The 24,618-nt window shown below is 59.5% G+C and carries 29 protein-coding genes; 11 read left to right on the plus strand and 18 right to left on the minus strand.

Annotated features, from left to right (window positions below; all coding sequences use genetic code 11):
- Positions 1-65: 65 nt before the first annotated feature.
- Entirely contained in the window at positions 66-467 is a 402-nt protein-coding gene (locus MSKU9_RS02345; protein WP_141259748.1) for a hypothetical protein, read from the minus strand.
- 263 nt (positions 468-730) lie between these two features.
- On the opposite strand from MSKU9_RS02345, the gene MSKU9_RS02350 reads away from it, so the two are divergent.
- Positions 731-1,210, plus strand: coding sequence for a GAF domain-containing protein (locus MSKU9_RS02350; RefSeq protein ID WP_141259749.1), 480 nt, complete (start codon positions 731-733; stop codon positions 1,208-1,210).
- Between the two features lie 62 nt (positions 1,211-1,272).
- Here MSKU9_RS02350 and MSKU9_RS02355 read toward each other — a convergent pair whose 3' ends face one another.
- The 8 genes from MSKU9_RS02355 to MSKU9_RS02375 form a co-directional block, all read right to left on the minus strand.
- Positions 1,273-1,605 (minus strand): hypothetical protein, encoded by a 333-nt coding sequence (locus tag MSKU9_RS02355; RefSeq protein WP_141259750.1) that lies wholly within the window; start codon positions 1,603-1,605, stop codon positions 1,273-1,275.
- Between the two features lie 171 nt (positions 1,606-1,776).
- Entirely contained in the window at positions 1,777-1,911 is a 135-nt protein-coding gene (locus MSKU9_RS18710) for a hypothetical protein (protein WP_264371833.1), read from the minus strand.
- A 378-nt stretch (positions 1,912-2,289) separates the two neighbouring features.
- Positions 2,290-3,318, minus strand: a complete 1,029-nt coding sequence (locus MSKU9_RS02360) for an MYG1 family protein (protein WP_141259751.1) — start codon at positions 3,316-3,318, stop codon at positions 2,290-2,292.
- Between the two features lie 445 nt (positions 3,319-3,763).
- Positions 3,764-5,221 (minus strand): phosphomannomutase, encoded by a 1,458-nt coding sequence (locus tag MSKU9_RS02365; protein ID WP_141259866.1) that lies wholly within the window; start codon positions 5,219-5,221, stop codon positions 3,764-3,766.
- Positions 5,222-5,248: 27 nt separating this feature from the next.
- Positions 5,249-5,413 (minus strand): hypothetical protein, encoded by a 165-nt coding sequence (locus tag MSKU9_RS17840; RefSeq protein ID WP_154670659.1) that lies wholly within the window; start codon positions 5,411-5,413, stop codon positions 5,249-5,251.
- Entirely contained in the window at positions 5,410-5,553 is a 144-nt protein-coding gene (locus MSKU9_RS17845; RefSeq protein WP_154670660.1) for a hypothetical protein, read from the minus strand. The genes MSKU9_RS17840 and MSKU9_RS17845 overlap by 4 nt, the downstream gene beginning before the upstream one ends.
- Entirely contained in the window at positions 5,553-5,885 is a 333-nt protein-coding gene (locus tag MSKU9_RS02370; protein ID WP_227002321.1) for a hypothetical protein, read from the minus strand. The genes MSKU9_RS17845 and MSKU9_RS02370 overlap by 1 nt, the downstream gene beginning before the upstream one ends.
- 324 nt (positions 5,886-6,209) lie before the next feature.
- A complete protein-coding gene (locus MSKU9_RS02375; protein ID WP_141259753.1) occupies positions 6,210-6,911 on the minus strand; it encodes a pirin family protein in 702 nt (233 codons plus the stop codon).
- Between the two features lie 187 nt (positions 6,912-7,098).
- Between MSKU9_RS02375 and MSKU9_RS02380 the strand changes: the two genes are divergently transcribed.
- A complete protein-coding gene (locus tag MSKU9_RS02380) occupies positions 7,099-8,016 on the plus strand; it encodes a LysR family transcriptional regulator (RefSeq protein ID WP_141259867.1) in 918 nt (305 codons plus the stop codon).
- Positions 8,017-8,064: 48 nt separating this feature from the next.
- On the opposite strand, the gene wrbA is transcribed toward MSKU9_RS02380, so the two are convergent.
- From wrbA to MSKU9_RS02410, 6 genes are all read right to left on the minus strand, one after another.
- Positions 8,065-8,664 carry an NAD(P)H:quinone oxidoreductase gene (gene wrbA, locus MSKU9_RS02385; RefSeq protein WP_141259868.1) on the minus strand — a complete coding sequence of 200 codons (600 nt, stop codon included), beginning with the start codon at positions 8,662-8,664 and terminating at the stop codon, positions 8,065-8,067.
- Positions 8,665-8,802: 138 nt separating this feature from the next.
- On the minus strand, positions 8,803-9,489 hold the full coding sequence (locus tag MSKU9_RS02390) for a phosphoribosyltransferase (RefSeq protein WP_141259754.1): 687 nt from the start codon (positions 9,487-9,489) through the stop codon (positions 8,803-8,805).
- Between the two features lie 90 nt (positions 9,490-9,579).
- Positions 9,580-9,900: a hypothetical protein gene (locus tag MSKU9_RS02395; protein ID WP_141259755.1), complete on the minus strand. Its 321-nt coding sequence runs from the start codon at positions 9,898-9,900 to the stop codon at positions 9,580-9,582.
- A 166-nt stretch (positions 9,901-10,066) separates the two neighbouring features.
- Entirely contained in the window at positions 10,067-10,270 is a 204-nt protein-coding gene (locus MSKU9_RS02400) for a TOBE domain-containing protein (protein WP_141259756.1), read from the minus strand.
- Positions 10,271-10,526: 256 nt separating this feature from the next.
- Positions 10,527-11,333, minus strand: coding sequence for a family 1 encapsulin nanocompartment shell protein (locus MSKU9_RS02405; protein ID WP_141259757.1), 807 nt, complete (start codon positions 11,331-11,333; stop codon positions 10,527-10,529).
- A 1-nt stretch (position 11,334) separates the two neighbouring features.
- Complete coding sequence (locus MSKU9_RS02410) at positions 11,335-12,375, minus strand: Dyp-type peroxidase (RefSeq protein WP_141259758.1); 1,041 nt, start codon at positions 12,373-12,375, stop codon at positions 11,335-11,337.
- A gap of 319 nt (positions 12,376-12,694) precedes the next feature.
- Between MSKU9_RS02410 and MSKU9_RS02415 the strand changes: the two genes are divergently transcribed.
- The 3 genes from MSKU9_RS02415 to MSKU9_RS02425 all read left to right on the plus strand — a co-directional run bounded on the left by MSKU9_RS02415 (position 12,695) and on the right by MSKU9_RS02425 (position 15,314).
- Positions 12,695-13,417, plus strand: a complete 723-nt coding sequence (locus MSKU9_RS02415) for an aspartyl/asparaginyl beta-hydroxylase domain-containing protein (protein WP_141259869.1) — start codon at positions 12,695-12,697, stop codon at positions 13,415-13,417.
- Between the two features lie 426 nt (positions 13,418-13,843).
- Positions 13,844-15,040 carry an MFS transporter gene (locus MSKU9_RS02420; protein WP_141259759.1) on the plus strand — a complete coding sequence of 399 codons (1,197 nt, stop codon included), beginning with the start codon at positions 13,844-13,846 and terminating at the stop codon, positions 15,038-15,040.
- Between the two features lie 64 nt (positions 15,041-15,104).
- Positions 15,105-15,314 carry a hypervirulence associated TUDOR domain-containing protein gene (locus MSKU9_RS02425; protein ID WP_141259760.1) on the plus strand — a complete coding sequence of 70 codons (210 nt, stop codon included), beginning with the start codon at positions 15,105-15,107 and terminating at the stop codon, positions 15,312-15,314.
- Positions 15,315-15,350: 36 nt separating this feature from the next.
- Here MSKU9_RS02425 and MSKU9_RS02430 read toward each other — a convergent pair whose 3' ends face one another.
- On the minus strand, positions 15,351-17,447 hold the full coding sequence (locus tag MSKU9_RS02430; RefSeq protein WP_141259761.1) for an acyltransferase family protein: 2,097 nt from the start codon (positions 17,445-17,447) through the stop codon (positions 15,351-15,353).
- Between the two features lie 292 nt (positions 17,448-17,739).
- Between MSKU9_RS02430 and MSKU9_RS02435 the strand changes: the two genes are divergently transcribed.
- Positions 17,740-18,525, plus strand: coding sequence for an alpha/beta fold hydrolase (locus MSKU9_RS02435; protein ID WP_141259870.1), 786 nt, complete (start codon positions 17,740-17,742; stop codon positions 18,523-18,525).
- Positions 18,526-18,539: 14 nt separating this feature from the next.
- Here MSKU9_RS02435 and MSKU9_RS02440 read toward each other — a convergent pair whose 3' ends face one another.
- Both MSKU9_RS02440 and tmpT read right to left on the minus strand, forming a co-directional pair.
- On the minus strand, positions 18,540-18,698 hold the full coding sequence (locus MSKU9_RS02440) for a hypothetical protein (RefSeq protein ID WP_227000534.1): 159 nt from the start codon (positions 18,696-18,698) through the stop codon (positions 18,540-18,542).
- 233 nt (positions 18,699-18,931) lie between these two features.
- Positions 18,932-19,600: a thiopurine S-methyltransferase gene (gene tmpT / locus MSKU9_RS02445; RefSeq protein ID WP_141259762.1), complete on the minus strand. Its 669-nt coding sequence runs from the start codon at positions 19,598-19,600 to the stop codon at positions 18,932-18,934.
- Positions 19,601-19,751: 151 nt separating this feature from the next.
- Between tmpT and MSKU9_RS02450 the strand changes: the two genes are divergently transcribed.
- The 5 genes from MSKU9_RS02450 to MSKU9_RS02470 all read left to right on the plus strand — a co-directional run bounded on the left by MSKU9_RS02450 (position 19,752) and on the right by MSKU9_RS02470 (position 24,475).
- Positions 19,752-19,979, plus strand: a complete 228-nt coding sequence (locus MSKU9_RS02450; protein ID WP_141259763.1) for a hypothetical protein — start codon at positions 19,752-19,754, stop codon at positions 19,977-19,979.
- A 47-nt stretch (positions 19,980-20,026) separates the two neighbouring features.
- Positions 20,027-20,776 (plus strand): hypothetical protein, encoded by a 750-nt coding sequence (locus MSKU9_RS18455; protein WP_227002322.1) that lies wholly within the window; start codon positions 20,027-20,029, stop codon positions 20,774-20,776.
- A gap of 187 nt (positions 20,777-20,963) precedes the next feature.
- Entirely contained in the window at positions 20,964-22,034 is a 1,071-nt protein-coding gene (locus tag MSKU9_RS02460) for an NAD(P)-dependent alcohol dehydrogenase (RefSeq protein ID WP_141259764.1), read from the plus strand.
- 87 nt (positions 22,035-22,121) lie between these two features.
- Entirely contained in the window at positions 22,122-23,498 is a 1,377-nt protein-coding gene (locus MSKU9_RS02465) for an MFS transporter (protein ID WP_227002323.1), read from the plus strand.
- The gene (locus tag MSKU9_RS02470; protein WP_141259766.1) at positions 23,498-24,475 is read left to right on the plus strand and encodes an AraC family transcriptional regulator; all 978 of its coding nucleotides are present in this window, start codon (positions 23,498-23,500) and stop codon (positions 24,473-24,475) included. The genes MSKU9_RS02465 and MSKU9_RS02470 overlap by 1 nt, the downstream gene beginning before the upstream one ends.
- The last annotated feature ends 143 nt before the right edge of the window (positions 24,476-24,618 follow it).

The following is a 24,618-nucleotide window of genomic DNA, read 5'->3' on the forward strand; positions in this document are numbered from 1 at the left end:
CGCGAACTCCGTCATGTGGTTTGCAGGGTGTGCCCATAAGGGCATGTTGACGGGGAAACCCTCCGTCACGCCCCCATGCCCGCCTTTTTCACGGCATGCGTACACGCATCGCGTCGCGCCGGGATATCAAGGTCGGTCATGCGGGGCACGTTGCCGGCACCGGGTTGCAGGATACCCGCCGTGCCATAGGCATAATCCATGTTGCCGTGTTCATCGGGCGGGACCGCGCCGGTATTACGGATCAGCGTATTCATGAGCGGCGTGGCGTCGGCATGCCCAGCCAGGCCATTTTGAATGCAGAAATTGAGGTAACCCGCCAGTCGCGCGCCCGGTGCCACATCGATCATGGCCTCTGGTTTGCCGGTCGTTGGCATGACCATATCGCGCGCCATGACGGGAAGCATGCCTCCTCCGAACACGACGCTGATTGTCATGGCGGACAGGGTTATCATTGGACGGTACGACATTGTTGCATCCTGCTGGCGGGACGTGAAATGACGTGGCAGCGCGGAATGGTGCGTTAGGGCAGTCTTTTTGCGGCCATCATGTGTTGCGTATTAAACCCGCTTCACGGCGACAGGTTGCATCAGGTGGGACAGGAAGCCGGAAGCTGCCGGCGCCGCGTGGTGGTTTACTGTCTGTATGGCCGGGCGGATATGGACTATGTTTCAGGGCAGGGGAGCGGACATCATAGTCCGTTGCCCAATGTCGTGCAGGAAGGAAAAAACCGATGTCGGCACCCCCGCAGCGCCTGCGTGCAGACGAACTGATGTCCGCCGTGGCATCAGTCGTGGCGACGGAACCGGACATGATCGCGGACATGGCCAATATCGCAGCCATGATTTTCGAGGCACTGCCCGACCTCAACTGGGCAGGATTTTATATCTGGAAAGAAAACCAGCTTGTGCTGGGGCCGTTTCAGGGGCGGATGGCCTGCACCCGCATTGCCTATGGCAGGGGCGTATGCGGGACAGTGGCGCGGGAACGGCGGAGCCTTGTCGTGCCCGACGTGCACGCCTTTCCCGGTCATATCGCCTGTGACGCCGCCTCGGCTTCCGAAATCGTGGTGCCGGTCATTGCGGGCGACCGGTTGCTGGGCGTGCTGGATATCGACAGTCCGGTGCGCGACCGTTTTTCCGATGCCGACCGGATCATGCTGGAAAAAATCGTGGACCTGCTGGTACAGGCCATCTCGGCCACGGCTGTATAGAAAAACCGTATCCGCATGTGAACGCTTCCGCCCGGCCCATGACCGGGTCAGGCGGAAAGGGATCAGGAATTCCCATACCTGATATAATCGGTCAGTTCACCCAGCAGGCTGTCAAGGAATGTGTGCGGCTGGGGCCTGTCGGATGTCGCGGCGGGATCGACGGGCGGAACCGGGGTCTTGCCAGATGCAAGCTGCCACAGATATTCCGCCCACAGCCGTTCGGCCTGCATGGAAACAGCCGCCTTGCGCAGGTTGTCCAGTGCGCTGACCGCATCTGCATCGCCGCGTTTGACAAGGGGGATCAGGGCTTCAGCCGCATCACTGACGCGGGCCTGGCTTTCCTCGATCCGGGTGCCCAGCGTGAAGTAGGCTTCAGCAATGGTCCTGGTGTCCATGATATGATCTTCCTTTCCCGGATATAGGGTGCATGAGCTTAACGCACCCGTGCCACAGTCGCCAATCAGGGGAGGTATGCCCTGCGCACGCCCCGTGGCGACGGGATGGGTGTGGACATGAAAAAAGCCCGGCAGCACTGTGCCGGGCTTTCGTTGTGTGGGGTGATGTTTTCAGAACAGGAATATCAGCGCCGTTGAAAGGGCGAATGCGGCGGCGATCAGTGCCGGTCCCGCAATGTCCCAGCTCTCAAGACGTCCGGTCCGTGGTGCGCCAGCAAGGCGCTGGCGGCGCAGGTGTATCCACATTGTAGCCTCCGGCAGAAGCATTCAGGCCAGCTTGCGTCCCGATCCGGACGCGGACTGAACCATCATATGAAGATAAACGACAGCCATAGTGCAAGCGTGAGCAGGACCATGCCAATGCCAATCATGTCAATGACATCGGGATTGGAGCGGTAACGGGTTCCCCGATCCATGGTGACCTCCAGTCCGGGCGACGAAAAATCACCCGATGCAGCCGATGTAGGCAGGCAGGGGTCGACAGAGAAGGGCCAGTCATGCTCCCAAGCGGGGAGGCAGCCCGATTGTTCATCACGTTTGTGACATCATGCCCGTCAGGCCGCGTCGCATCCGGTGCGCCTGCCTGACAGGGGATGGATAACAAAGGGCTGGTGGAGGGACGGGTCAGTCGCCGGCCTGCTCCAGTTCATCATTGATCTTCAGCGCCAGGCGCGCCATCTGCAGCGCCCCTTCCCGGCTGCCCGCGCCACAGATGAAGCGGGCGGGATGGGCGAATACCGCGTCTGGCACGCCCGATACTTTGGCCAGTGTTTCCCCATCCAGTCCGCGCCAGGCTTCAGGCAGGGAGACACGCTGCCCGAAATCGCCGCGTACGGGTGGCACTGCCTTGACGTTCCAGCGGTCGGGGGCCGCGGGCGAGACGACATAGACGACGGGCAGGTCGTTTTCGAAAATGACCTTTTCGGTCGGCATGCCCGTATCCATCAGCAGGATGCGTTTGTCCTCGGCGGCTTCATAGGCGGTCATGACCCGGGCTGCCGCCTTCAGGCTGGCGCGCACGCGGTCCACCACATTGACCAGATGGGAGGCGACGGTCGTCGCAGCATTGGCGAAGCCCAGCGTCTCGCGCCGTTTTGCTTCTTCGGGTCCATACAGTTCAATGGTGTCCCATGCCGGGCGGCACGACGACACGATATCGGCCAGCGACAGCTTGCCCATTTTCACGACGCCATTGTCATCTTCGTCAATTGGCAGGACCAGCGATTTGTCGATGGCCTGCCATATGGCGGCGATGTCCGCTTCATCCACCTGTGTCTGTACAATATTGCGGATGGCGGCAATCCCGTAATCCTTCCACAGCAGGCCCGCGGCACTGTAGGGCGTTCCGTCATCACGCAGGGGCTTGTCCTTCATGTGATGGTCGTAACGACCCTTTGCCGGGGCATACTGGCCACCCACGTCAAACACGATATGGGACGCCGCGATCTGTTCGGGCGAGCGTGAACGGATGAATTCCAGCCGGTCGGCAGGCCCGTCCCCCAGAATACGTGCGCGCAGGTCCCCCCCCGGTGCAAGGGCGTAGTGAAGGATGACATAGCCCAGCGTCTCATCAACGTGGAAATTCCCCGAATGGGTCAGCGCCCGGACGGGGGCGGCCGCGTTATCAAGACCAATGGGGGTATGTTCGGACATGGAAAACCTGCTGACAGACAAGAATGGAATTCTGATATGCCCCCTCATGCCGCAAAGGCCAGCCCAAGACAACAGACTTCATCACCGCGTTACGGGAAGAAGGAGACGGGCGAAAGCCGGAAGACAGGCATATGTCATGCCATTGGCGGCACCAGAAAATTTCTTAATGATTGCCGGATTGTTCAGGACGGCACTGTCTTAATATGCGCCACGACCGCCATGCGGGTGATGTTCTCCATGCTGCTGGTTTTCATGCCAGTAGAGCGGATGATCCCGATGTCGGTCATGGCATCCCGCAAGGCAGATGATGATGGCGCAGGCCATGAATATCCAAGGAATATGGCGCATGACAGGCCCCCTGTTGCTACGCCTGCAACGCGGGCACAGGGGGAAGGTTTGAAGGGGACGATCCTTGCTGTTCGGGATGGATGTGATCCGCTGCAGGCTATGGCGTATCACGCCATGTGCTGACGGCATCCATACCAATTTTCAGCAGGTCCGTCGTGCGCGCAGGGCTGTCGCTTTCCACATACACCCGCAGTTCCGGCGCGTTGCCTGATGGACGCAGGTGAACGATTTCCCCATTTTCAAAGGTCATGCGCAGGCCATCGGTTTCATCAACATGCGCAAGCCCGCCGCAGGCATCCAGCAGCCCCAGTGCTGCGACCCCTTTGGCCGGGTCCGCCCGCAAGGCGGTAATCCGCGCCTGACTCTGCGCAGTCGGCATTTCCACCAGCCGGTCGCTGAGCGTGAAGCGCGGGGGCAGGGTGGCCACAAGCCCGGCCAGATCCACACCCTGCTGCCGTGCCGCGACAAGGGCGCAGATCATGGGCAGCATGGAATCCCGCGTGGGCAGTGCGCCAAGGGTGCGCGCGCCCTGGGTCACGTCACTGGCCAGCAGGAAACCGCCATTGGCTTCATACCCGACGGAGGGCAGCAGCCCGGCCTCAGCCGCCTCGGTCATGGCCGCGACGACAAAGGGGGAGCCGATGCGGGTGCGCCGTATGTCACGGACGAAACCAGCCTGTTCCAGTGCGGTGTTGCTGCTGACCGGTGTGGTCACGGCGGCCGCGCCCAGGAAGCGCGCGGCAATAATTCCCAGCACGTCCCCCCGTAGCCAGTTACCATGTCGGTCCGCCAGCAGCGGACGGTCGGAATCGCCATCGGTGGTCAGGATGGCGTCCAGCGTGCCATCGCTGGCCCATTCGCGTGCCAGGGCCGCATCTTCGGGGCGCACGGCTTCGGTATCGACGGGAATGAAGTCATCCTTACGGCCCAGCGGGACGGCGGTGCCGCCCAGTGCCTCGACAATTTCCACCATCACGTCACGCCCCACGGCGGAATGCTGGTAAATGCCCAGTTTCAGGCCGGACAGGGCATCAGGGCCAAAAAAATCCTGGTAACGGGCAACAAAGCCCGGCACGACATCCGTGATAACCGGTAGCGTGATGTCACGCGCCAGCGCCCCGTCCGTGTCAAACCAGCCATCGGGCAGGGTCACATCCTGTTCGCGCATAGTGGCTTCATCGGTCTTGAGGAATTCACCACGCGCGCGGTTGAACTTGATACCATTGCGATCAGCCGGGATATGGCTGCCCGTCACCATAAGTGACGGAATACCCAGCGTGAATGCATGCAGGCACAGCGCGGGTGTCGGCACGTACCCGCAGAAAACCGGCACACCCCCCATATACGTGATGGCCGCGACACAGGCGCGCAGGATGCGCGGCGTGCTGGGGCGCAGGTCGCCTGCCACCGCGACCTGCGTGCCGGGCAGGAATTCACCCAGACTGGCCAGATGTTTGAGATAGCCCACCGTATAGGCAAAGCAGACGGAATCCGTCATGGCGGTCACAAGGCCACGTGCGCCGCTGGTACCGAAGGCGACACCGGACTGCTTCATCCACTGGGCTATTTTCATGTGTTTCTCTCACGACTGTGGTGTGGTTCGGGGCGAATGTTCACCTGATGGCCTGTCCGGCCTGAACACATGCGACGCGACGGGGTTGAGACACATGATCGTGCCCACCCGCAGGATTGCCATGGCGACAGGCTGGTTTTCGCCCGTCATGTGCCGCTGGTCTGGACATGTCATGCCGTTTTGTCGCCACGTTCCATCAGGATCATGTCGTCCAGTGAATCATGAAAATGCGGCTGGAAAAAGCCCCGGTCCCACGCGGCGCGAAAGGGACGGCCACGCCCCATGGCACAGCGCATGACACGGAGGCCGGGCATCAATCCAGTGTTGCCGGCACGACCGCCACACCGGCACCCGGGCATGATTTTGCGATCTGCATGCGCTGGATGGCTTCCATCTTGTCCTTTTCACGCGCCAGAACCCCCGCCACGTCTGATCCGGTCATTTCAGACAGCGGCACGCCCAGCGCCAGCACACCCCACGTATCGGTCTTGTGCGCCCGGCGCTGCTTGTTGGTCAGGGTTTCCAGCGTATCGCCTTCCTTCAGTTCTTCCTGGCCGAGCTGCTGGCAGTCCATGCTGGCATAGGCGGTATCCGGAACATAAGTCGCCTTGACGTTCTTCGGGCTGGATGCGCACCCGGCCAGCAATGCAAGACCCGACAGGACAAAAAATCTTTTCTTTACGTTCTCTCCATAAACGGAGAGGTTGTGTTACATACCGTCACATTGTCAGGTAGCCGGAAACTGCATGGCTGTGACGCATGCATCAGGTCCTGTCATGGGGATAAGGGCACCCTGAGCGGGCAGGGTGCATCATCGCTTCATGAAAAATCATGGCTTCCTCGCCTTCTGCGCCGCATTACCGGGCTTCAGTCGGGGTAATGACGGGGACGCGCCAGCCCGGAACCGCCATCTGTATCAAAATCTGTCAGTGGCGATTGGCCGGATTGCGCGCGTCCCCTTCACATCCGGTTACGGGGCAGTATCGACCAGCACGATTTCGCTATCCTCCAGTGCGCGGACACGCAGCGTTTCGGTGTCGGAAATGGCGGCGCCGTCACGTTCATGCACTATCGTGCCCTCGATTTCCACACTACCGCGCGCGGGCACCAGATAGCCAAGCCGGTCCGTGCCCAGCGGGTAATCGGCAACCTGTCCCTTCTTCAGCGTCGCCCCCAGTACGCGGGCATCGGCATTGATCGGCAGGGCGTCGTCATCTTCCCCCCGGCCCGAGGCAAGGACCACGAAACGTCCCGCCCGGTCCCCCTTGGGAAAAGATCGCGTACCCCATGATGGCACATGGCCCGCACGGTCGGGCATGATCCAGATCTGGAACAGGCGGGTGGCCACGTCCTCGCGGTTGTGTTCGGCATGGCGGATGCCGGTGCCCGCCGACATGACCTGAACATCACCCGCATCTGTCCGTCCGGTATTGCCAAGGCTGTCGGTATGGGTAATCGCGCCTTCGCGGATATAGGTGATGATTTCCATATCCCGGTGCGGATGGGTGCCAAAACCGGTGCCGGGCGCGATCATGTCATCATTCCATACCCGCAGCGCGCCCCAGTTCATGCGGTCGGGGTCGTGGTAATGTGCGAACGAGAAATGGTGGCGTGCATCCAGCCAGCCATGGTCGGCGTGGCCCAGCTGGCCAAAGGGGCGAACTTCAATCATCGGTTTTTCTCCAGTTGGCTGCGTTGACTATGGGGTCACGTTAGCGTCTGGCCGGTATTGCGTATATGGAAATGGAAGAAAGGTATTGTTTCCATTTATTGATCATAAGGGATGGCAGGGAGGGAGACACGCCGGGGTCGATAAGTTATGGAAACATGCAATGGGAATCATTGCGTGGGATTGTGCAATGCGGCTGCCGGATTTTGAGGCATGGGCCATTTTTGCAAAGGTGGCGGAACGCGGTTCGTTTGCGCGCGCGGCGGAGGACGTGCAACTGTCCAAACCCACCGTGTCCAAGGCCATAGGCCGGCTGGAACAGTCGCTGGGTGTTGCCCTGTTCAATCGCAATTCACGCCAGATGTCGCTGACCGAGACGGGGCGGATGCTGCTGGGGCATGCCAGCCGGATACTGGCGGAAGCCGAAGCCGCAGAAATGGAAGCCCGTGGGGGGACCCTGACGCCATCGGGCCTGATCCGGGTCGCGGCCCCAATGGTGTTCGGGGTCCGGCATCTTGCCCCGCTGTTGCCGGATTTCCTTGTGCGTCATCCCGAAATAGACATCACCATCGATTATAGTGATGCCATCGTGGATCTTGTCGCGGGTGGATACGACATGGCGCTGCGGATTGCGTCGCTGGCGGATTCGGCCCTGCTGGCGCGGCGGCTGTGCACGGTGCGGCTGCTGCTTGTGGCAACCCCGGGATATGTGGAGCGGATCGGCCATCCTGATGACCCTCGTGCGCTGGAAGGGCACAGGAGCTTCGTTTACACCAATACTTCCGCTCCTGGCATGATCCGCCTGCGGCATGAGGGGAACGGGCGAGAATTCGTCCTGTGCCAGACCGCCCGGCTGCGCGCGGATAATGCCGAAACTTTCCTGCCTGCGCTTGAAGCTGGTCTGGGTTTCGGGCTGTTTCCGGAATTCATGGTGTGGGACGGGCTGAAATCAGGCAAATTTACACGGCTTCTGCCCCAATGGGAGGCTCCGCCAGTGGCCCTGTACCTGGTCACCCCCGCCAGCACCCTGCGGCCCATGCGGGTTACGGCTTTCATTGATTATCTGGTGGGTGCGTTCGGTCACCCGCCATGGGCGAAGGCAGGCTGACGGATGGGATAGGGCACGCCCGGCGACAGGCCGGGCGTGCCAGATGGGTCAGGAGGCCAGTTTTTTGGCCAGTCCCGCCACGTGCTGGCCCAGGAAGCGCGCGCCATCCAGTTCAGTGGCGCTGGGCTGACGCGACCCGTCACCAGCAGCGATCGTGGTTGCGCCATAGGGCGCGCCACCGGTCACTTCATCCACCTTCAGCTGACCCTGAAACGTGTAGGGCAGGCCGGTGATGACCATGCCGTGGTGCAGCAGGTTGGACATGAGCGAATACAGGGTGGTTTCCTGTCCGCCATGCTGTGACGCGGTAGAGGTAAAGACCGCGCCCACCTTGCCAACCAGCGCACCCTTCAGCCACAGGCCGCCCGTCTGGTCCCAGAAATTGGCCATCTGTGACGGCAGCCGTCCGAAACGTGTCGGTGCGCCGACAATGACTGCATCATATTCGGGCAATTCCGCCGTGGTGGCGAGGGGAGCAGCCTGTTCGGTCTTGAAATGATGGGCTTTCGCCACGTCTTCGGGCACCAGTTCGGGTACACGTTTCACGTCCGCTTCCAGCCCTGCCGCGCGAACCCCTTCCGCCACGGCGTGGGCCATGGTCTCAATATGACCGTAGGTGGAATAATACAGTACGAGAACCTTGGACAATTTCGTAATCCCTTGCTGTGTCATGGACTGTTTCCCGCAGGAACCTTCCTGACAATACGTCCCGCAGCAGGGCTGAATACGCCAAAATCGGAAACGCTCCGTTTCCTGTCTTTACGTACCGCACGTGCGCAGGCGGGATCAGGTGTCCGCAAGTGGTCGCCAGCCGCCATCGGTCCGGCCAAACATGGGGATATGGCCAAGGGCATGCACCAGTCCCGGCATATCGGGGCCTGAGCGTTCCAGTTCGGCCTGCCACGCCCAGCCTTCGGTCAGGACTGCCGTGATGCCGATAACCTGTGCCTCTACCTTCTGCATGAGCTGGATGGCTGCGGCCGCGGTCCGGCCGGTGTTCAGCACGTCGTCCATGACCACGACACGCCTGCCGCGCACCCGTTCGACAAGGGCGGGATCAAGATACAGGTGCTTGGCCCGATCAGGGCTGGTGGACGATGTCAGGCATTGCGACAGCGCATCATCATACCAGAATTTGCGTGAATGCCCCAGCGCGACATAGTCACTGAACCCAAGGTTTTCCGCCACGGGCCGGGCATAGGCCAGCCCCATGGTCGGCACGCCCACGATCACCTCCGGCGCCAGTTCCCGCACCATGTCGGTCAGCAGGCGGACCAGGGCACCTTCGACGGCAAATCCCGTCTGGTTGGACATAAGCAGCGCAATGGCCTTTTCCCCACCGGGTAGCGGGCGCAGCGGCAGGATCAGTGTCGATCCGTCCACCAGCCGCACGGGATAGGTGGTATCATTGCACGTCCGCTCTTCTGTTACGGAATGTGGGTGCCATTGGGCGTGATAGGGTGGTATCTGCACGAATATCTTCCGGTTGGGGCTGTCAGGACGACAGCCTGTCTACACGTTACGATATCCGGACGGATTTCGGTGCGCCAGTCCCTCCGCGTGTTATCGCCACGCGCCACTTTCGATCATGCACTGCGTGTAGAAATTACGGCGCGAGGACCTGCTGACGCCGATCGTCACACTTTGCGTGGTGACGTTATTCAGTCCACGGCCGGCGCATTTGGCATCCATGTTGCGATATGCACTGCTGTCAGGGGACAGGACGGCGGCATGGCCGCGTATGTAGCCCATTTCCGTGTTGACTTCCTGCACGTGATGGCTGGCTGTGGGGACGTGGATACGGTACGACCGGGCCTGCACCGGAACACAGATGCCAATCACCAGCAGGGCGAGTATACTGGAAAATGCGATTTTCAGGGTCACAGGGGCATTACCTTAAAGGTTGGTTGATCGCATGTTATGCGCCCAACGTGGCCAGCCTGTGTCTGGATCCTGTCTTTTTGTATCCCGCAGGTTAGGGATTGTTCATGTTGGAAAAAGGGGAATGCCGCCCGTCCATATGGACAGACGGCGCGTGGGTCCGTGCCCCTTAAACGCCCACCATGACATCGGACGCCTTGATGATGGCAGTTGCATGTTCACCAACCTTCAGATTCAGGTCGGCAACCGCTTCATTGGTGATCGAGGCCGTGATGATGGTGCCGCCAATATCGATGCTGACATGGGAAGTGGTCGCGCCCTTGGTGATGGACGTGATCTTGCCTGCGATCTGGTTACGTGCGCTGATTTTCATTGTCTATCTTTCTTTTCCGGTTGCGTCATGCTGGCTGTAATCACGAAACGGGCAGCAAATCAAACCATGCCCTGTTGCGCGATCAACCGGGAGGAATGCCTGCCATTGTCGGTCGTTCCTGCCGGATTGCAGTGAGACCTTGATAAGGTGCCTGTTCCCATTCCTGCGGTTGTGGCCCGTGTCGCTGCATGGGCCATCACCTGCAGTAACTCCCCTGGTTTGAGAAGCCGCGTGCCGTCCGGATTATGGACGGTTGTTATGCAGCCGCATGCTTTATCACGACCGAGGCTTCGGTTGTCAGCACGCGGAAGGTGAAGCTTTCCTGCAGGTACAGTTCCACTGCCGTGGCGGAATGGCTGCTGTAACCGATGGAGACATCCTGCCCGATATCCAGTTCAAAATCACCGCCACGGGTGGACAGGATATAGGCGCCTTCAATGGCCGGGGCGCAGATGATCTTGCCCTCGATCATCCGTTCCAGGTGGCGCAGGACAGGGTAGCCTTCCTCGTTCCCACCGCTGACGGCAGCGAACGCCCGGGCGCCAAGCACAATCGAATAGGGGCCGTTTACGCCTGAAATACGCAGTTCATTCAGGCCATCGGCAATAATGGCGGGATAGTCGCGGGCGGATGCGGGCAGCGAGAACTGGCCGTTGGACGTGTCCTGCCCGATCCCCCGGATTCCGGCTGCGGCATAGCCGTCAAATATCGCGCGGTCCTCGGCATAGGCGATTTTCTTTGCCGCGTCCTTCAGCGGCTGCCAGTCGGAATCCAGCGCCCCGCGTTCCACATCGTCAATCGCATCGCGGCTGAGCGAGAAGGGGACACGGAGTTCCACCAGCGGCAGGACCTTGCGCTGTAGTGCCTGCACCCCGTCTGCCGGGCTGTTGATACGGGCGGTGTGGCCGGTATCGACGGCGGCAAAGCCGACGCCACGGGCTTCGGGCACGTCCACGACGCGCCGGCCGGCAAGGTAGCGGCGCAGCGTGCGGGATGCTTCCTGTTCGATATCCGCCCATGCGGCGTCGGAAATGGGGGCTAGGTTGCGGTGCAGATTGTTCATGTCAGACTTCTTCCTTCAGTGACCCGATACCAAGTGAACCGCTGGCGGCGGGGGATGGTCCGGCCGGTGCGTCTTCAGTGCTGTCCGCTGGTGCGGCGGCCGCTTCGCCATATGTGGGGGCGGCATCAAGGAAATCGGCAGCGGGAATAAAAAACAGCACGCCCGTTACCGCGCGGCTGACATCCAGCAGGCGGTCGTAATTGCCCGGCGGGTTGCCAATGAACATGTTGTCCAGCATCCGCTCCACACGGGTTGGGGTTTTTGCGTATCCTATGAAGTAGGTTCCGAATTCACCCTTGCCCACTTCGCCAAAGGGCATGTTGTCGCGCACGATCTGCAGTTGCTCGCCATTTTCCTCGATATTGGTCAGGACATTGTGGGCATAGCTGGGCTTGGCGGCTTCGGGCAGTTCAATGTCGGACAGTTTTTTGCGGCCAATGATCTTTTCCTGCTGTTCGACGGGAATGGCGTCCCATTTTTTCAGGTCATGCAGGTATTTCTGGATGATGACATAACTGCCGCCTGTAAAATCGGGGTCTTCATCACCAATCACGGTGGCATCGGTCGCGGCCTGATTGACCGGGTTTTCCGTGCCATCGACAAAGCCCAGCAGGTCGCGGGCATCGAAATACTTGAACCCGTGGACTTCATCCACCACCCGCGCAACGCCTTCCAGCCGGGCAGTGATGGCGGCTGCCAGTTCAAAACACAGGTCCATGCGCGTCGCACGGATGTGGAACATCAGGTCACCGGGAGTGGAGGGTGCTTCATGCACCCCGTGGATGGCGCGGAAAGAGTGGAGTTCCTTCGGTTTTGGTTCCCCGAATACGCGTTCCCAGGCATCCGATCCGATCCCCGCGATACAGGACAGCCGCCCGTCGGGAATGCGGAAACCCACCCCACGCACCAGTGATGACAGGTCGCCATACAGGTCACGAACCACGGCGCCATCATCTCCATCGCCAGGATCCAGCGTGAAGATCAGGAAAATCGCGGCACTGGTCAATGTGGTGTCAACCGGCTGTGGTGTAGCTGAAGGCACGCCTTACTCCCTGCATGGCGCCATGAAGAACATGTGGCAGGCCCGGCGCGGCGTAGGTCTGCGGATGATGAGTGATTCTATACACTTCGCGCCGCCAGCAAAAGGGCCGCCACGATGATTTCTCCCTGTGTTCCGCTGTGGCATGATCCGGATGCATCCCTGAACCCCGTCCGGACGTTGGCACATGGTTTCCCGCAACCGTGCGGGAATATTGCAACCTGCAGCGCGAAAAGCTGCCATGCCGGCGAAAGGGGGAGAAAGGATGTTCATGCATGACTGGCTGAAATATATTTCCGCGCCTCAGCCCAACTTCAGGGAAATGCATGTGGTGAAAAAGAAGACCATTTATCATTTGACCAAGAACCTGCGTGACTGGGTGGATACTTTCATCATGCGGTTCTCCCTTCTGCCGGATCAGGCTCTTTTTGATCCCCATATCATGCAGTGGGTGCATGACCTGGAACAGAACTGGGAAAGAATTCGTGACGAGGCGCTGCAGATTGCGGCGACCGATATTCCTTCCCTCGGGGACATATCGCCCGATCACGGGCGTATTGCTGCTGACCGCCGCTGGCATTCCTTCTTTCTCGAAGGATATGGCTACAGACGGCAGGAAAACCGGGCGCATGTGCCGACTGCCGCGGCGCTGATCGACCGGATCCCCAATTTGTGCACCGCCAGCTTTTCCGTCCTGGAAGCGGGCTGCCATATTCCCCGTCACCGTGGCATGACCAAGGGCATGCTGACCTATCATCTGGCGCTGCATGTTCCTGCCGATCGTGAAAACTGCTGGATCCAGTTCGAGGAAGGCGACAGGTTGCATGTCTGTCCATGGACCGAAGGCAGATCGATCCTGTTTGACGATACTTACAACCATGAAGTGTGGAACAACACGACCGACACCCGCTACGTCCTGCTGATTCAGGTCAGGCGGCCCTGCCGCTGGCCTGCACGCCTGCTGATGGATGTTTTCTTTCGGGGTGTTCGGTACTCACGCTTTGTCCAGGACATTCGTAAAAATCTGGATCAACGTCAGTCATAACCTGTAACAGCCCCCATTGCTGCCCCGTGGTTCATGCCTGCGGGGCCAAAACATGCCGGGACATGCGCAGAATGTCCCGCGCCGCCACGAAGATGGCTGCAGGGGCGGAAATGGCATGGGATCGCAACACACGGCACTTGTATAACACGACGGGTCTGAACCTGACGTGCGCCATGACAGCGTGGCAATCAGCGCATACCGGATGTCGTGGGTCTTATGGTCCGGCAAACTGAAAAAACAGTATTTTTCATCTGGCGCCCGACGGGTTTTCTGGCCGGTTTTTCCCGCAGCGATTTCCCTTTGATAATTTTGTTCCATCGAAAGGGCAAAACGTGAAATACGCCTATTCCATGGGGATGCGGAAAGTGCAAAAAGGCACCGAAAAATCGACGTCATAACATATGGCGCAATCCAAAGCAGGTGAGCATGCTGTTCAAGACACTTTCCACGGGCGCCGTGATCGGGCTGTGCGCCCTGTTTGCCTGTACATTTACCGCCCTGACCAGTGAAGTCGCCCCCGTGGGTATCCTGATTGAAATGGCGCGCGACTTCCACATTCCCGAAGGACAGGCAGGGTTGTCCGTCAGCGCCTTTGCGCTGATGGTCATGCTGGGTGCCGTGCCGCTTACGATCATGACAGCGCATATCGACCGCAAGCGGCTCGTGCTGCTGTCCCTGCTGGGCTATGTCGTGTCCAACCTTGCGGTGACGGTGGCGCCGACCTTCCTTATCCTGTGCGCGGGGCGTCTGGTCGGGGGGGTGGCACATGCGCTGCTCATGTCCATTGCAGCGGCCTATGCCGCGCGCCTGGTACCGCAGAACATGACGGGACGGGCCATTTCATTCGTCTATGGCGGGACGTCGCTGGGCATGATCCTGGGGGTGCCGGGGGCGGCAGCGATCGGGCATCTGGCAGGGTGGCGCGTGGCCATGGGCGTCATGACCGTTCTGGCGGTGATCCTGACGGTGTGCATTGCGTTTTTCCTGCCGCCGGTCACGTCGCCGGTGCAGGTAAGGGAAGGGCTGCCCACTATCGGGGGCAGGCGTGCAATGCGCATATTCCTTGTTGTTGTAATGGTTGATGCGGTGTTCTTTTTTTCCCATCACCTGCTGTACACGTATATTACGCCTTTATTACTGGCACATGGGCTGTCGGTGGGAACGCTCAGTATCGCGCTGCTGCTGACGGGTGGCTTCAGCATCCTTGGCCTGTGGGGGGCAGGGCAGGTGGTTGACAGCAGGCCCGCAGCCGGCTTGCTGGGCAGTGGGCTGGCCATGCTGGTGGGCATGGGGCTTATGTACGGGCACATCCTGTCCGGCTGGATGGCGGTTGCGGCTGTTGGTCTGTGGTGTATCGGCTATGCCGCCATCGTGCCTTTTGTCATGTCGGGCGCAATCCGGGCGCGTGCGACACGCCCTGATGTTGCGGGGGCTGCGATCAATGCCGCATGTAACGCGGGTATCCTGCTGGGCTCCGCCGCAGGGGGACAGGTCCTGTCCCATGGCGGGTTTGCCGTCCTGGTCCCGCTATCCTGCTGCATGGTGCTGCTGGGGATCGTGCTGGCCTTTTTCAATCCCGCGGCTTTCCCCCGTGCATTGATACCTGCTGATGAGGAAGGATAGCCCCGACGCGCATAGGGGCCGGTTTGGGTAATGTTGGACGGATACGAAATAAAGGGATGCAGACATGACGGTATTTCACGTTGGAGACACAGTCTCATGGCCCTATGAAGGGGGACGCACCCATGGCACGGTCATTGGCGTGCATACCGTGCCATTTCAGGTCAGTGGCTATACCCATCACGCCACGGTGGATGAACCGCAATATGAAATCCGCTGTATCCGCACTGGGCATGTAGCCTTTCACAAACCGTCCACCCTGACCCGTGAAACGTAAGCGACTGTTTGAAAATAGCTTCACCAGAAACTTTTTTCAGTGAATGGCGACCTGTGTCGCTGCGGATACGGGCAGCGGTGTCGTGGGGATGGGGGGCTGCGCCGCAATCCGTGCCATGCCCTCGCCCATGACAGGTAGCAGTCCATCAAGCCGCGCCAGCAGGAAGTCGGCCCCCGCGCGCGACAGGTGTTGCGGATCAACGTAGAACGGGTTGTCCCCGTCGCGGAATTTGCATCCTGCGGATGAACACAACCCATCAGCCAGTGAAAAATAAATAATGTCCTGCCTGTCGGTCACCGCATTGTGTACCAGAACCGGGACAGGTTGGGTGGGCAGGGTAAGAAGTTCCACAGGTGCGATTTCCCTTACTGTCTGGAATGACGGGTCCAGCGCGCGTTCGGCCCTCTGGCGCATGGGCATGAACGCGGTCACTGCTTCCTTGGCGGGATCGAAGCGGAACTGGGGCACATCCCCCAGTACGACAACATGCTTGTGCGCATTGACCAGTACCTGCGTTGTATTGCGTAACGCAATGTCCAGCCGCGCAAGGCTGGCGGGCACGCCATGGTCCATCATGTCATGTGGGTCGGTATAGGCATCCCGCCCGGCGTCAGTGGCAAAGGGCGCGGCCCAGTAACCCGCCAGCACGACCGTCTGGACACGTGGGTCATGCATGATGGCGGCGAAGGCCTGTTCGTTATACTGTGCGCACTGCATGGCATGGCCGGGATGGGCAGGCATAAGCCGCGTGGTCCCCAGCAGAGGCGGGCAGGAGGATTTCGTGAACTGCACGAAATCAAATCCTGCCTGATCAGCCATATGGGACAGGGATGCGGCAAGTGCGGATGCATGACTGTCTCCCAGCAGGGCGACGCGGGGGCGTCCCGTATCGTGTACGCAGCGTGGCGACATGTTCAGGTTGGATATCCCGTAATTGGCCAGGCAGGGTTCACCCCGTCCCTGCGCCAGAACCTGTTCCGCAATAACCAGGGCCGGGTCAAAACGCCGGGGCAGACCATTGGATACATAGACTGCGGCCAGCATGCTGACACCCAGCGCAAGGCTGCCTGCGTACCGTAGTACGACGACAGGGTTGCTTCCACCACCCCGACGGAATGGCTGTTCGATATAGCGCCATGACAGTGCGGCCGGCACCAGTGACACAATGCCCGCGCCCGCAAGCAGCAGTGGGGACGGTGCGCGTGCCGAACACAGCCAGATGAACGCCATAAGCGGCCAATGCCACAGATACCACGAATACGATATGCGTCCGATCCATATGAATGGCGGCGTGGACAGGATGGCGCGGTTGACGAAACTGCCATCCGACAGCAGCAGCGCCAGCGTGCCCCCAACCGGCAGGAGTGCGGCCAGACCGGGAAAGGGCGTATGTTCATCAAAAATGAATATGGATAGCCCGATAAGAAAAAGCCCCGTCCAACCAATTAAATGATTGACGGGGCGGGGAAAGGATAAAGTATAGTTCGATTTCGCTACGGCAAGGAACGTGCCCATGCCCATTTCCCACGCCCGTGTGGGCAGCAGATAGAATACTGCGGCAGGCCACCGGCCCAGCCCGAACTGCGCCATGCACAGCGATCCAAGGCACAGCGCCCCGATAACGCACAGTACAACGAGATGCCGCAACCGGCCGATCATAAGTAGAAGAAGCGGGAAAAACAGGTAAAACTGTTCCTCAACCCCCAGCGACCATGTCATGAGAAACGGGTTGAGATGGGCATCGGGGGAAAAATAACTGATCTGTTTCCAGAACAGTATGTTGGACCATCCAAGTAACGCGCTTATGGCCCCCATACTGGTCTGTCGTAATTCCGCCGGGCTGGAAAGCAGCAGTCCCACCAGCATGACAGAGGCGATGACGGCCATGAGTGCCGGCAGGATACGCCGGGCACGCCGGGCGTAAAACCCGGTAAAGCTGAAAGTCCCCCGCCCGATATCCCTGTAAACGATGCCACCGATCAGGAAACCGGAAATAACAAAGAAAATATCCACGCCAACAAATCCTGACTGTACAGGATAGACGCTGGCATGAAAAAGCACGACGGACGTTACCGCGATTGCGCGAAGGCCATCAATATCGCGCCGGTAATTGGCGTGCAAATTCAGGCTCATGGGGATCACCCTATAGAAAGCTGCGTGAAAACAGATTGGGGTGATCTTGCGATCCCACACAATTTGTTAACATTAATAAAATGAAAAGGTTGATGCCGGTTCCACCCGGTATATAAATTTATTTATAAATAGAAACCATTGTGTTCGGCCTGCATCAGGGGGCTGCGCAAGGTAGCAGGCACTGTCGGTGCATGCATGGTTTCTACCCCACAGAATTATGAAAGGCAGGGATGGCCCGATCCCCCTAATATACCCCGGATATTTCATGAAAAGAACCGGAGCCCACGCTGCCATGCTGCTCAATACCATAGAACTCGGCCCTGAAAACGACGACCTGTCCCAGCCGCCCGTTGTCTTCCTGCACGGGTTGTTCGGGCGGGCACGCAATTTCGGTTTTTTCCAGCGTCGTATCGCAGCAACCCGCCGCACGCTGGCGCTGGACCTGCGCAATCATGGCGCAAGCCCGCATGGTCCGATGGACTACCCGACCCTTGCCGCTGATGTATGCGAAACACTGGCGGCCCATAACGCACTGCCCGCCACCGTGGTGGGTCATTCGATGGGGGGAAAGACCGCGATGATGCTGGCGCTCAGCTTTCCGGCCGAGGTGCATTCACTGATGGTGGTGGATATTGCACCGGGCGAGGGTGGCTTTTCCCAGTCCCATGAACTGGCCCGCAAACTGGCTGACCTTCCGTTGCCGGATTTCCTTGATCGCGCGGGGGCGGATGCCTGGCTGGGGCAGGTGATCCCTGAAAAATCCGTACGAGACCTTATGTTGATGAATCTCGATCTGGGGGAAAGGCCGCGCTGGAATATCGGGCTGCGGGAAATAGTGGCATCAATGCCCGTCATCATCGGGTGGCCCGATCTTCAGCCCGGTATCCATTATGACGGGCCAACCCTGTTTGTAGCGGGTGGACGCTCACACTATATCCAGCCCGATAACTATCCCGCCATGCGTCGGCTGTTTCCACATTACCGGCTGGAAACCATACCTGATGCCGGGCATTGGGTGCATGCACAGGCGCCGCAGGCGTTTTTGACCGCGCTGGAACATTTCCTGCGCGTTGCCTGAATGGCGCAACCGGTTCAGTGATCGGTGTGGGGGCCACGGCTCCAGTGCTGGTTGGGGTTGCGATAATCCGCCGCTGTGCCTTCGTCACGGTAGGGATGGTGACGTTCGGGGCCGTAGCAGCCTGTGGCAGACAGGGTGATGAGGATAGCGGAAAACCTGATGATGTGGCGCATCGCAACCTCCTGCGGATGCGGTCTGAACGTCCGTGCGGCAGGGAAGTTTGTCCGGGGCACGTCATATGGCCCGCTGGTTGACGTCATGGCGTGGGGGCGGGATCCGAAAGGCATTTCTGAAGCCTGCCCATGAAACATCCGTGGGAATTCAAAGGTGTTTTTGGTGAAGCTGTTTTTTCAAAAAGCTTCAGGAAATACCGCTTTTTTGAAAAAAAGGCCGCACGCAAAGACTTTTATCCATTTCTTATCAATGCTTCTGCCCCGTAGCGCGGTTTCATGACCCATACGCTTTCCGTTGCGGGACAGCTTCCCTTCAGACCGCCCGGTATGGTTCTGTGCGCCACGCGGTCCAGCGTAAATGTATCGCGATAATACTGTCGCAGCGCATTTTCATCGACCGAAAATGGTGGTCCTGCCTTGCGCGACTGGTCATATTCCATGCTGATCACCAGTTCAGGTGCCGCCTCGGTAATGGTGATGAGATGCCGGGCATAGGCCACGCGGGTGGGCGCGGGCAGGGCGATGAGCGCCGCACGGTCATAGACAGCGTCAACATGGCCCAGTTCCGTCCGCGTCAGGCTGAAGACGTTGCCTGTGAAAACACACAGAGACCCCGCTTCGTAACGTAACAGTGGGCCGGCCGGTGAAATGCGGGGTGCAAGCCCCAGTTCGAAAAAAATCTGGGTTACGGCAATAGGACTCAATTCGATGCCTGCAACCTGATACCCATATTCAAGCAGCCAGTGAATGTCGCGGCTTTTCCCGCATAATGGCACAAAGACCCGCGCGCCGACAGGCAGACGCAGGGCCATGAAATTATCAGTCAGCAGTGCATTGGGCCATGGCTCGTGAAAGCCAATTTCATTGCGCTGCCATTTGCCATGCCAGAAGGTTTCATCCATTGCGTCGTATGCCTTCAATCCGCTTCATGTCCACAATACCGCTATCTTCCTCGGTGCGAAAGGCGGGCTCCATCACCCGTGCCGGGTTGCACGGGTGGGGGAATTATGGTTTCCACACACTGTCATCCAGGCGTTCGGAACAGATGGATCGGTGCAGATACACAACAGGAATATCTGGTATCAGTTCTGTCTGGTATGTCTGGCCACGATCGGGGCTGTGGGCGGGTGTCTCTATCTGTTCGTGGTACTGGTCGATCCGTGGGACGGGCTGCCCCTGTCGCTGCCACTGCATCGCCTGCCGGTAACAAGCAACGCGCGCTTTACCATGCCCATGCTGGCGCGCAGGTCACGGTTTGATGGACATCCACGGGCCGCCTGATACAGCCTGCGGTAATGGATGCTCCGTTCGGGGCGCATTTCCTTAATATGGCGATGAATAATGCGCAGCCCCATGAGCAGTACCGCCTGTTGTGGGAATTTACGCGCCATCATCCCGATCCGAAGGTATTGATGGTCGATATTGACCGCGCATGGTGCCTGTATGGTCCCAAACAGGTGCCCCTGAACGAGGAGCCATGGTCTGACTGGATCTATCAGGGATCACCATGGATGGGTTACCTGCATATGGCCAACCTGTATGCCCTGCAGGAAGCCGCCAATGAATTCATGGTGCAGACAGGGCTGCACCATGAACATTACGGGGAAGATGGCTATACCAGTTTCGTAGGGTCGGATGCCAGCTATACCCGCGCACGTGCGGACAGGCTGTTTGTCCACTGGGGGCCTGACCTCATGCGGCCTCCACCGGGTCCCGTGGCTGCTGCCCCCGCCATGCAGACGTACCTGCCCCTTGTCCTGCATGCGGTGCCGGATACCACGCTGCGTGTCATCTGGTTTCCCCCGGTACAGGCCATCCGGCATAATCCGCAGGGGTCGATGTATGACAGCATGTTCAGCGCCTGCCACCGTTATGTAGCGTCGGTTGCCGGAAACATGCCCAATACGCTGGTGATCGATTTTGATATTTCCGGCCCGATCATCAATGATCGTGATATGTTCTGGGACCCGATCCATTACCGGCTCATGACGGCGGACCGTATCATGAATGATATCATTATGGCGTTTCATGACCGGGCATATAAGTCTGCGGACTATACTGTCATATCGGGGCCATAGGGGGCAGCCGGGCAGAGGCTGCGCGTCACGAATGCGTGACGTTCCGCCATTTTCGGGCGGAAATGCGCGGATGTCAAAAAAGTATCATTTTCCGGCAAAAGACGGGCTAGACGCGATGCCTCCTGATCTTTTCATATGATTTCGCCAAAACAAAAAGAAGGGGCGCCCAAAGGGCGTCAGGAAATAAATGGCGGAAGCTCTGGTCCTTGAACGCCAAGGCGTTCTTTCCATCCGTAATATCGACCTGCCGCAGGAACTGGGGCCTGATGACGTGCGCATCAGAATCCATACAGTCGGGATCTGTGGCAGCGATGTCCATTACTACACGCATGGGCGCATTGGTCCCTTTATTGTCAACGATCCGATGGTCCTGGGACATGAAGCCGCAGGCACGGTCACTGAAATCGGATCATGTGTCAGGAACCTGAAAATCGGTGATCGCGTATGCATGGAGCCGGGCATTCCCGACCCCATATCGCGCGCGTCCCGCATGGGGATCTATAATGTCGATCCCGCCGTGACCTTCTGGGCGACACCGCCGGTTCATGGCTGCCTGACGCCAGAAGTGGTCCACCCGGCCGCCTTTACCTATCGTCTGCCCGATAACGTGTCCTTTGGTGAAGGGGCCATGGTCGAACCCTTCGCCATTGGCGTGCAGGCCGCCGTCAAGGCTGCGATCAGACCCGGTGACACCTGCCTGGTGACCGGGTGCGGACCGATTGGATTGATGACGGCACTGGCCGCGCTGGCATCCGGGGCAGGGGTGGTCTTCATATCCGATCTGGCCGCACCGAAACTGGAGATTGCCGGTCGTTATGACGGGCTCGAACCAATCAATGTCAGTGACGAAAACCCGCGTGACGTCATCTCCCGCCATGTTGGTGCCGATTGGGGTGCGGATGTGGTGTTCGAGGCCAGCGGCTTTGCCGGTGCGTATGACGATGTCCTGTCCTGTGTGCGTCCGGGTGGGACGGTCGTGTTCGTGGGAATGCCGGTGGAAAAGGTGCCCTTTGACATGGTGGCGGCGCAGGCAAAGGAAATCCGCATGGAAACGGTTTTCCGCTACGCCAATGTGTACGAACGCGCCATTGCCCTGATCGCGTCGGGCAAGGTGGATCTGAAACCCCTTATTTCGGAAACATTTGCATTCAAACGGGGTGTTGTCGCGTTTGAACGTGCGGCATCGGCCTGTCCTGCGGATGTAAAGCTGCAGATCACGATGCCGGAAATCACGATGTCAGGGACAACCGGCACCTGATCGCCTGCGTGGCGTAGCGCTACTTACGGCATGCGGCATGCAGGCTGTCTGCCCAATAAAAACAAAAGGCATGAAAAAATGAATGCCATGAACAATTCCGCCGGTAATGGCGGTGCATCCATGAATCCCCCTGCATCCCCGATCATATGGGGTATGCCGGTGGCGCTGTTCTGGGGTTATGTCGCGGTTGCGCTGTATATGACCGGCGACGGGATCGAGGTCGCGTTCCTGTCCAAATACGTGACGGGCATAGGGTTTTCCGCCCGTCAGGCTGGGCTGCTGTTTACCGTGTATGGGGCGACTGCGGCAGTGGCAAGCTGGCTGTCCGGCGTGCTGGCGGAAGTGTACGGCCCCCGCCGGATCATGGCCATCGGGACGCTGTGGTGGGTGGTATGCCATGTCGCGTTCCTGTCCGGCGGGGTCATGCGGCATGACTTTGTGCTGATGCTGGTATTTTACGGATTGCGTGGGTTCGCCTATCCATTGTTTTTCTATGCATTCTTCTTCTGGATCGTGCAGCGCACGCCTGACCACAGGCTGGCTTCGGCCATTGGCTGGGTATGGTCCATGTTTACGATCGGCTATGGCATCATTGCCTCCTTTCTGCCCAGCTTCACCATTCCCGCCATCGGTTTCCTGCCAACGTTGTGGATGTCGCTGGCATGGGTCGGGTGTGGCGGCCTGCTGGCGTTTCTTGCCATACGCGATGATGCGCCTGCCGCGATCGACAGTCACGAAGGACGCAGCCTGCGCCATCAGTTGACCGAAATCAGCCGGGGTCTGACGCTGATCGTCCATAACCGTGATATCGCGCTGGCGCTGGTGACACGGATCATCTGCAACCTGTCGCTGTTCGGTTTCCCGGTCGTCATGCCGCTGTTCTATACTTCAGCCGAAGGCGGGTTCACCATGCCGCAATGGCTGCGGATATACGGCATATTCTTTCTGGTACAGCCCTTTACCAATGTCATGTGGGGGATCGTAGGCGACCGGATCGGCTGGTTGCGGCAGATGCGCTGGGTCGGCTTCGTGGGCTGCGGCATTGCAACGCTGGCGTTCTACTACCTGCCGCACGCCGCCCCGGGCAATATGGTAGTGGCGATCTTCGCGGCCCTTCTGTTTGCACTGACGATCACGTCATTCGTGCCAATGGGGGCGATCTTTCCCATGCTGGCACCCGAACACAAGGGTGCGGCGGTATCGGTGCAGAACCTTGGGGGCGGTCTTGCCAACTTTGCCGGGCCGGCACTGGCGACGGTGCTGGTGGCGGGATATGGGACGCAGGGCGTGGTCGTGACCTTTGCCAGTCTGTATTTTCTTGGCGCGGTGCTGACATGCTTCATCCGGCTGGTGCAGCCACGTGGCGTCCATGCCATGGATGTTGCTTCCAGTGCCAAGGCGCAGGCGGTGCGTGACGGGCTGGATATCAGCCATTCTGACCCGTCGCCCACGCCGGCGGAGTAATGCATGCCCATATGGGGGAAAGCCGCGCGGTACGCCCCCCGGTATTCGAGGTCATACAGCCCGGTCCCCGGCAGAGTTTTGTCTGGCATCGCCACGACTACCCAGCCGCCTGCGCGCGGTGGAACTATCACCCTGAATATGAACTGCACCTGATTACGGCCGGGACAGGGCATTTCATGGTGGGTGATTTTCTGGGCACGTTCGCCCCCGGCCATCTGGTGCTGGTGGGGCCGGACCTGCCGCATGGGTGGTTCAGTGACCTGTCGATGGGCGAACGGATTGCAGGACGGGATATCGTAATGCAGGCCCGTGGTGACTGGTTGCGCCAACTGGTGGGCCTGTGTCCGGAACTGGAAGCGGTGTCCACCCTGCTGGCGGATGCACGGTACGGGGTTGTGTTTACCGGGCCAATGGTGCCCGTGCTGGCTGCCCGACTGGCGGCGATGGGGGGCATGAACGACGCCGCGCGCCTTGCGGCCCTGATCGGGCTGCTGTCGGGTCTCGCCGCATGTCCACGCCAGCGGCTGACCGGCATTGCTCCCTTTGGCGCGGAAGGGCAGGCCAGGGTCGCGGATCGGGACCTTGAACGCATGGACCGGGTGATCCGTCACCTGCTGTCAGGCGGTCCGCATGATATCCGGCAGGCGGACATGGCCCGTCAGGTCGGGTTGAGCGGTCCTGCGTTTTCACGCCTGTTCCGCCGGGCGACGGGTTCGACATTCGTGTCCTTCATGCGCAGGCTGCGGGTCAGTCACGCCTGCCGCATGCTGGCAGAAACCGATGCGTCCATCGCCGAAATCAGCAGTGCCGCGGGCTTTGCCAACCTGTCCAACTTCAACCGGCAGTTTCTGGAGATATGCCGCACGACGCCACGGTGCTACCGCCGTGATGTCCGCAACCTCAGCCGCGTGGATGACCCGATCGAACGCACTGTCATGCAGGAGCGTGGCCCGGATCAACCAGTTGATAGAAAATAAAACTTTCCAGACACTGATTTCCAGTCCCCTGTCCGGGGCAGCCGGCGGCTGGGCGTATTCCCGTTTTCGCGCAACAGGATATCCCGCTGCACGGCCATGTTTAACATGGGTGGCACGCTGGCATATCAGGTCGTCTCATCCAA

Source organism: Komagataeibacter diospyri (genome assembly GCF_006538165.1).
GTDB lineage: Bacteria > Pseudomonadota > Alphaproteobacteria > Acetobacterales > Acetobacteraceae > Komagataeibacter > Komagataeibacter diospyri.